Source organism: Anaerococcus sp. NML200574 (genome assembly GCF_026131665.1).
GTDB classification, from domain to species: Bacteria; Bacillota; Clostridia; order Tissierellales; family Peptoniphilaceae; genus Anaerococcus; species Anaerococcus kampingae.
Genome location: NZ_JAMXSM010000048.1, coordinates 1 through 7216, shown reverse-complemented (window position 1 = coordinate 7216; position 7216 = coordinate 1). Strand labels below are relative to the sequence as shown.

General features: G+C 31.7%; 9 protein-coding genes and 2 pseudogenes. 1 reads left to right on the top strand and 10 read right to left on the bottom strand.

Annotated features, from left to right (window positions below; translation table 11 throughout):
• Window positions 1-313 precede the first annotated feature (313 nt).
• The 5 genes from NH286_RS10280 to NH286_RS10260 all read right to left on the bottom strand — a co-directional run bounded on the left by NH286_RS10280 (window position 314) and on the right by NH286_RS10260 (window position 4444).
• Window positions 314-1267, bottom strand: a complete 954-nt coding sequence (locus NH286_RS10280) for a 3-hydroxyacyl-CoA dehydrogenase (RefSeq protein WP_265238714.1) — start codon at window positions 1265-1267, stop codon at window positions 314-316.
• A gap of 65 nt (window positions 1268-1332) precedes the next feature.
• A complete protein-coding gene (locus tag NH286_RS10275; RefSeq protein WP_180960102.1) occupies window positions 1333-1830 on the bottom strand; it encodes a HemN in 498 nt (165 codons plus the stop codon).
• Entirely contained in the window at window positions 1820-2458 is a 639-nt protein-coding gene (gene hemW / locus NH286_RS10270; RefSeq protein WP_180960101.1) for a radical SAM family heme chaperone HemW, read from the bottom strand. The genes NH286_RS10275 and hemW overlap by 11 nt, the downstream gene beginning before the upstream one ends.
• Before the next feature lie 43 nt (window positions 2459-2501).
• Window positions 2502-3233, bottom strand: a complete 732-nt coding sequence (locus NH286_RS10265; protein WP_004815882.1) for a hypothetical protein — start codon at window positions 3231-3233, stop codon at window positions 2502-2504.
• A 50-nt stretch (window positions 3234-3283) separates the two neighbouring features.
• Complete coding sequence (locus NH286_RS10260) at window positions 3284-4444, bottom strand: AI-2E family transporter (protein WP_004815883.1); 1161 nt, start codon at window positions 4442-4444, stop codon at window positions 3284-3286.
• A 57-nt stretch (window positions 4445-4501) separates the two neighbouring features.
• On the opposite strand from NH286_RS10260, the gene NH286_RS10255 reads away from it, so the two are divergent.
• Window positions 4502-4732, top strand: coding sequence for an RNA polymerase sigma factor (locus tag NH286_RS10255; protein WP_004815884.1), 231 nt, complete (start codon window positions 4502-4504; stop codon window positions 4730-4732).
• 104 nt (window positions 4733-4836) lie between these two features.
• On the opposite strand, the gene tnpA is transcribed toward NH286_RS10255, so the two are convergent.
• The 5 genes and pseudogenes from tnpA to NH286_RS10230 all read right to left on the bottom strand — a co-directional run.
• Complete coding sequence (tnpA, locus tag NH286_RS10250) at window positions 4837-5307, bottom strand: IS200/IS605 family transposase (protein ID WP_060802660.1); 471 nt, start codon at window positions 5305-5307, stop codon at window positions 4837-4839.
• 76 nt (window positions 5308-5383) lie between these two features.
• The gene (locus NH286_RS10245) at window positions 5384-5659 is read right to left on the bottom strand and encodes a hypothetical protein (protein WP_265238708.1); all 276 of its coding nucleotides are present in this window, start codon (window positions 5657-5659) and stop codon (window positions 5384-5386) included.
• An 18-nt stretch (window positions 5660-5677) separates the two neighbouring features.
• A pseudogene (locus NH286_RS10240) lies at window positions 5678-6493 on the bottom strand (VirD4-like conjugal transfer protein, CD1115 family); the annotation flags it as partial.
• Window positions 6494-6504: 11 nt separating this feature from the next.
• A complete protein-coding gene (locus NH286_RS10235) occupies window positions 6505-6690 on the bottom strand; it encodes a transposon-encoded TnpW family protein (protein WP_265238707.1) in 186 nt (61 codons plus the stop codon).
• Window positions 6691-6848: 158 nt separating this feature from the next.
• Window positions 6849-7216: pseudogene (locus tag NH286_RS10230) on the bottom strand (replisome organizer); the annotation flags it as partial.

Here is a 7216-nt window from a genome sequence, read left to right as displayed (position 1 = left end):
AAACTTACATACCGAATATTTAGTTGTTATTTAGTTTTTCTAAGCCTAATTTTTAGGCTTATTTGATGTGCCATAAATTACAAGATTAATTATTTTTTATTTTCTCTTGACATTTGATAGCTGGTCTTGTTTAATTGTGCATGTGACTATCACAATTATACTTTAAGGAGGTTTTCTTGGTGCTTGAAGCTAAAGCTTAATCCCTCCACCTGCATAGCAGGTGGTTTATTGTTTCGCTCTCTTTCGTTCGCTCAACTCACTTAAGTGGACAATAAAAATGCTCCCAAGACTTAAGCTCAGAAGCATTATTAATTTATCTGTATTTGTAGAAGCCTTCTCCTGTCTCAATTCCCTTAAGTCCCTTGGCTTCCCTTTCTTTAAGTTTCTTTAGAGCCTTGCCCATAGGAGATGATGGATCTTTAGCATCTTCCCTAGTGCTTGTAACATTAATTACGGTAGTAATTCCTATGATATCGATCATCTCGAAAGGCCCCTTTGGTGAACCTGATCCAATCTTCCAGTCCATATCTATATCTTTTGGCTCTGCAATATCATCTCCGTAAAGAGCAAGAGCTGCATCTAAAAGAGGAACGAGTATTGAGTTTAAGATATAGCCAGGATTCTCTTTTTTTATAATAGCTGGATACATTCCTATATCTCTTGCAAATTGAGCTACAGTATATATCACTTCCTTACTTGTAGTGTCATGACCCATAACTTCTGCAAGATTTTGTCTATGGATATTGTTTGCGAAGTGTAAGTGAAGGAATCTTTCTTTATTTCCAGTGAAGTCCTTAAGCATTGATGGCATAAAAGTTGAAGAGTTTGAAGCAAGTATTGCATCATCCTTTAAGATATCTTTAATCTTCTCATAAAAGGCCCTTTTCTCATTAACTTTCTCTGCTATAGCCTCTATAACTAAATCAGCATCAGCAAAGGCCTCTTCTAAGTCGACTGTATATTTTAAATCTTTGTAGGCTTTTTCGTTATTTTTCTTTAACTCTTCGATCTTTTCTAAATTTATATCCTTAACATCATCAAAAAATGACCTAGGATAGTTTGGGAATTCTGCTCCGATGTATCTTGGTGCAAGTTCCAATTCTTTCGTATAAGTCTCATATACCTTGTTAATCCTTGGCTTAGCTCTTTCAATCGAACCTTCGCTTCTTCCCCATATAGTAACGTCAAAACCATGAAAGGCAGCGGCATAGGCAATTTGAGCTCCCAAAACTCCACCGCCTGCAACAGTAACTTTTTTAATTTCCATAATATAATCTCCTTCTATGTTCTATATGATATTTACCCACTTAGGAAAATATAATTCACTAAAGTTTAAATGATTTCAATATAGAATTCATTGGAAAGACTCATTCCTTTTTTAGTAAAATAGAAATTATCATCAAGCTTATAAAAATCTTGGTCCTTGAATTTTTCTATCACATCTTGATATTTAACTAGGAAATCACAGGCAAATTTCTTCTTAAATTCTCTTAGATTTATTCCCTCGCTCTCCCTAAGTTTAAATATAATATATTCTTTCTCTCTTTCATCCTTATCTATAAATTCTTCAAAAACGATAGGATACCTAGCTTCTCTAATAGCCTTGTCATATTTTACAAAATTTCTAGTGTTGGTATATCTCTTATTAGATAAAAATCCCGAAGCTCCTAGGCCAAAGGCTATATAGTCATCTATATTCCAGTATTTCTTGTTATGGATAGACTCCTTACTAGCTTTCGCAAAATTGGATATCTCATATCTTTTAAGTCCCAATTTATCTAAGCTATCAACAAGATATGAAAATATAACTACCTCTAGGTCATCTTCCATCAGGTCTAGCTTGCCCTTTTTTATCTAAAGCATAAAATCTTGATCCTTCTTCTAGAATAAGAGAATACCATGATATGTGTTCAGGAGAAATCTTTTTTACCATAGCTAGTTCATTTTTAACAGACTTATAAGTTTGCCTTGGAAGATTGAGCATGAGGTCAAAGGATAAGTTGTCAAAGCCAGCATCCCTGATCATATCTATATCTTTTAGGGCAATATCCGCTGTATGATTTCTGCCAATTTCTTTTAAGACTTCATCATCAAAAGATTGGACACCAAGAGAAATCCTATTGATACCAATATCCTTATAGATTGCTAGTTTTTCCTTAGATATAGAGTTTGGATTACATTCTATGGTAAATTCTTTTATTTTCTCTATCTTAAATTTCTTTATTTCATTTACTATTTCTTCAATATATTTTGCATCTACATAAGAAGGAGTACCCCCACCTATGTGAATAGTATCTATTTCTATATTTAGTCTTTCTTGGTAGAGCTTAATTTCCTTTATTAAATTTTTTATATAGGGTTCAACCCTATTTTCTACATTCATATATGCACAAAAATCACAGTAATAGCACTTTTTTTGACAAAAAGGAATATGTATGTAGCATCCAACTTTTTCCATTTTTTCTCCTTTATATAAAAAAAGATGGCAATGCCATCAATTTTTAGTATATAATATTATAATTTTCTAAGCTTTGTAAAAAGATATCTCTTTTTTCCTTATCCTTATCGATAACAATGGCTTGTTCACTTATTCCTTCTTCTAATAAAACAAATAGAGTATCCAACAAGAAATTTTCGCTACCAACCACATAAAAATATGAGTCTGACCTATCATTAGCAAGCTCTTTTATTTTCTCAAGATAGTCGCTTCTACTATCTAGCCAATATTTGACTAAAAGTGATCCGTCAATATTTTCAAAATCACTTTCGTAAAGATGAGTATCCTTGGTATTTACATTTACACTTATGAATTCTGGAATATCTGTGTTATCTTCTTCAAATCTTTTTATAAGTGGCCTAATAGTTGACATTGCAAGACCTTGAGAAAGGGCAACAAGCGGTCTATTTTCTCTTTTTAAGGACATGTGAGATTTTAGCTTAAAAATTGTTACTGTATCTCCAATCTTAAGAATCGATAAAGTCTTCTTAAAAGGTGATTTTCTTATAGGAATTTTTGTAGTAAATCTAATATTCCCCTCACTTGTAAGTGTGTTTATACTTAAGTGATGAATTAGTTTTTTATTTACCTCTCCTGTCTCATCGTAACCTGGTAGAGCCAGATGAAAGCTAGAACCCTCATCCCAATTTAAATCATCGGGTTTTTCTAAGGTATATGTCCATACATACTTGTATTCTTCTTTTATATCCAAAATCTTAACTTGAAATTTATCCATAATATCTCCTTACTGATAATTGTTATCACTAAGAACACTATACTTAATTTTTAATTTTCTTCATCTGGAATATCCAGTTTTCTTTTTCCAATGTTTAATGTATCACTAATATATTTAAAAAATAGTTTATAATCATAAATCCAATTATCAATTATTCCAGACCTATAAATTCCTACAATAAATATAAATACAACTGGCAACAATATGGCTCCCATCACTCCAAAAAGTTTAAGTCCAGCATAAAGAGCTATAACTGATAGAATTGGGTGTATATCTGCAGAACTTCCTATTACCTTTGGAGCTATGACTTGTCTAAGCCCAGTCCAAGCTGTCAATACAATCAATAGTCCTAAGGATTTTATGGTATTATCAAAGATAAGTAGTTCTATTATTGACCATGGCAAGAGGACTATTATAGGACCAATCATAGGAAGTAGGTCTACAAATCCTAATATTAGGGCTATTGGCATGAAGTATTGTTGGCCTATGAAAAACAGGAAAATCGCCATTATTATTGTGCACAGAAAGGCTAGTTTTAGTTGGGATTTTATATAATTCCAGGTTGAATTCTTAAAGACAGCCCTTATCAAAGAAAGGTTATTCTTTGACTTTTCTGGTATCAATAGATGGTATTTATCATAAACATTTTGCATATCGCCAAGTATTATATAAAATGCAACTACAAAAGTAATCACAAAAAATATTATTTCATTGGAGGTATTTATAAAAGCTTGGGTAAAGCCAAAGGTAATATTGATTGCGTTTTTTTGTAAGCTACCCAACCATTCATACAAAGACTTAAGTCCAGACCTTATTGTGTTTGATACATAGTCTGGCATGAGGTTAATCTGTGAATTGGCATCATTGATCCAAGTATTTACAGAAGATACAATCTTATCCCAATTGCTAATGATATTACCTACCAAGCCAGAGACTTGATTTACTATAAACTGAACAAACCATACCAAGAAAAATAATAGAAGCAAGAGCAGGATTGTACCAAGCAGGTAGGATACCGCCTTGTGTTTGATTGGCAGGATATGGTCAATCTTTCTTATAGATGGTGCCAATAATCCCACGATTACTAGAGCTAGTATTATGGGCATGAGGGCATTTAATAGGGCTGGTGCAAGGAATAATAAAAATAATATGGTTAAAATAATAATTGTTGTTCGTAAAAATATCCTTTCATAAAGTTCTTTATTTCTCATGGCATCTCCTTTAATATTTGATAATATTATTATATCATAAAGAGTGAGGAGGGCAAAATGGATATCGAAAAAATATATAGAATATACTTTGAAGATGTTTATAGATTTTTGCTCTCTTTGAGTAAAAATAAGGACGTAGCCCAGGATATAACAAGCGAAACTTTTCTAAAAGTCATAAATAATAGTAAGAAAATAGAAAATACTAGAAATATTAAGGCCTATATTTTTACTATAGCAAAAAATACTTACATCAACTACTATAATCAAAACTACCAGCTTAGCTGGTAGTTTGCACAGCGCCTATAAGGCGCGAATACCGGCACGCCCCTATTGGGGCTGTCGAGTATTCTGTCACATGCACCACTATCCCAACTACTGCTTAAGCAGTTTTTTTATTTGTTCTTATTTACTGACTTTCCCGTAAACGGGTCATAATATTCCTTTATACTTATTTGGTCAGTGTAATAATCTTCTCTTAATTGATTTTGTATATATTCTTTTATTTTCTTTTCATTTCTTCCCACTGTATCTACATAATATCCTCTACACCAAAAATGTCTGTTTCCATATTTATATTTTAGGTTGGCATGTCTATCAAATATTATTAATGAACTTTTCCCTTTCAAATATCCCATTATTTGTGATACAGAATATTTTGGTGATATTTCTACCAGCATGTGTACATGATCTGGACATAGCTCTGCTTCTATTATGTTTATTCCTTTTCTTGAACATAATTCTCGAAGTATACTGCCTATATCTTTTCTTAGTTGTCTATATATTACTTGTCTTCTATATTTTGGTGCAAAAACTATATGGTATTTACATCTCCATTTGGTATGTGATAAACTATTCTTATCCAAGTTTTAACCTTCTAATTTTGAGTATAAAAAAAGACGATAGAGTTTTTAATTTCTATCGCTCATTAATACCTTATTTCTAGTCTTCTAAAATTGATACTTCAAGGTCTATCGCTTTAAATGTAACAGTTATTCCTACTTGGTCCTTTACTGTTTTTTCAAATAGCTCAGCTATATCATATGGGGACATATCATATATATCTTCGTACCATTCATTACTTTCATCGTACATTGTCTCACATATTGCTTCAATATAATTTTTCTTATCCCTTGTGAGTTCTGTATCACTTTCCAGAATAAACTGCTCCCCATTTATATTTAATATAATTAAAGATGATTTTCTATTTTCACACATTTTGCTTTCTCCGTAAAATCAGATGTTTAACCTATTTATTTTATAACTTGATTTTAACTTTACCTTATCTCTATTTGTTAAATACTCTTCCACATCAAACAAGTTCTTCTTATCATAATCTTCCAACAACTTATAATTCTTATGTTTTGTAATATCAAACTTATCAGACAAGAAAGGTCTTACTCCTCTTAACTAATAAATACACTTACCACCATCCATTACAGTTATTTCATCTTGGCTCATAAGTTCCTTCCCAGTTTTTTGGTAATTTAGCCCAAAAGATTTTTGGTTAGATCTTGTTTCTGATGTGTTATATAGGTCTATGGTTTCTTTTCCTAAGGTTTCAGATAATTCTTTTACCGTTGTTTTTTCTTTTCCTCCTAGAAAGAGTGTAGAGTCACAGTTACCAACTATTGTATCTGCATGGTCTTTATAGATTGCTTTTAATTGAGATTGTGCTTGCAGTATTATGCTTGCCGATATTTCTCTTGAACGAATTGTTGCAATCAATTTTTCAAATTTAGGAATTAATCCTATATTTGCAAACTCATCAAGTAGACACCTAACATGAACTGGAAGTCTTCCACCATACACATCATCTGCCTTATCACATAGAAGATTAAATAGTTGAGAATACATTATTGAAACTACAAAGTTAAAGGTATCATCTGTATCTGATATTATTACGAACAAGGCAGTTTTCCTATCTCCAATTTTATCAAGTTCTAGTTCATCTTCACTCATTAGTTCTCTAAGCTCTCTTATATCAAAAGGTGCAAGTCTTGCTCCACAAGATATTAGAATTGACTTGGCAGTTTTTCCTGTAACAACTTGTCAAGGACTTTTTAATCATTTTTTATCGCTTTTTGATGTTTTTCTCGCTCCATTTCTCTAAGCATTATCCTTTTCAATTTATCTTGCATAGTTTCAGTCGCATTTTCATTAAAATGGACAATAACCTCATAAGTTACTTTTCCAATCTTTTTTATAGTCTTTGTTCCTGTATTATGTTCATTTTTATTTTCGTGCATATATTTTTCCTCCTGTTTGTTTCAATAAAAAAGGCGATTAGATTTTTAATTTTCTAATCGCCTTTTAAGTGTCATATTTATCTTTTTATTATCTCTGGCATACTTTTATACCTTTTTAGACTTAAAGTCTTTAATAGTGGCTTTCCACCTCTTTTTATCTACAAAGATTCTCCTACATCATAGTTCATTTTTTTATTTAAACCTTTTTGTATTAGTTTGTCTTTATCTTCTTCATACCAATTAAGGATTGTTACATAATGGTCTTTATAGTATTTCCCAGAGCTTTTGATATATCTTGATAGCTTTTCAATCATTGTATCTGTATGACTTTGTAGCTTATCCTTTAGCTTATGGTATTCTTCTTTGCTTAACCTTACATTTTTGAATTCTCCATAAAAGATGGGGGTGGACTGTTCTTCTCTCCCCTTATCTATACTAACCTTATCTAATCTACCCTTATCTATACTGGGTTGACCACTTGACAACCTTTGGTTAACCAGATGACAACCAACTTTTTCTTCTGAAA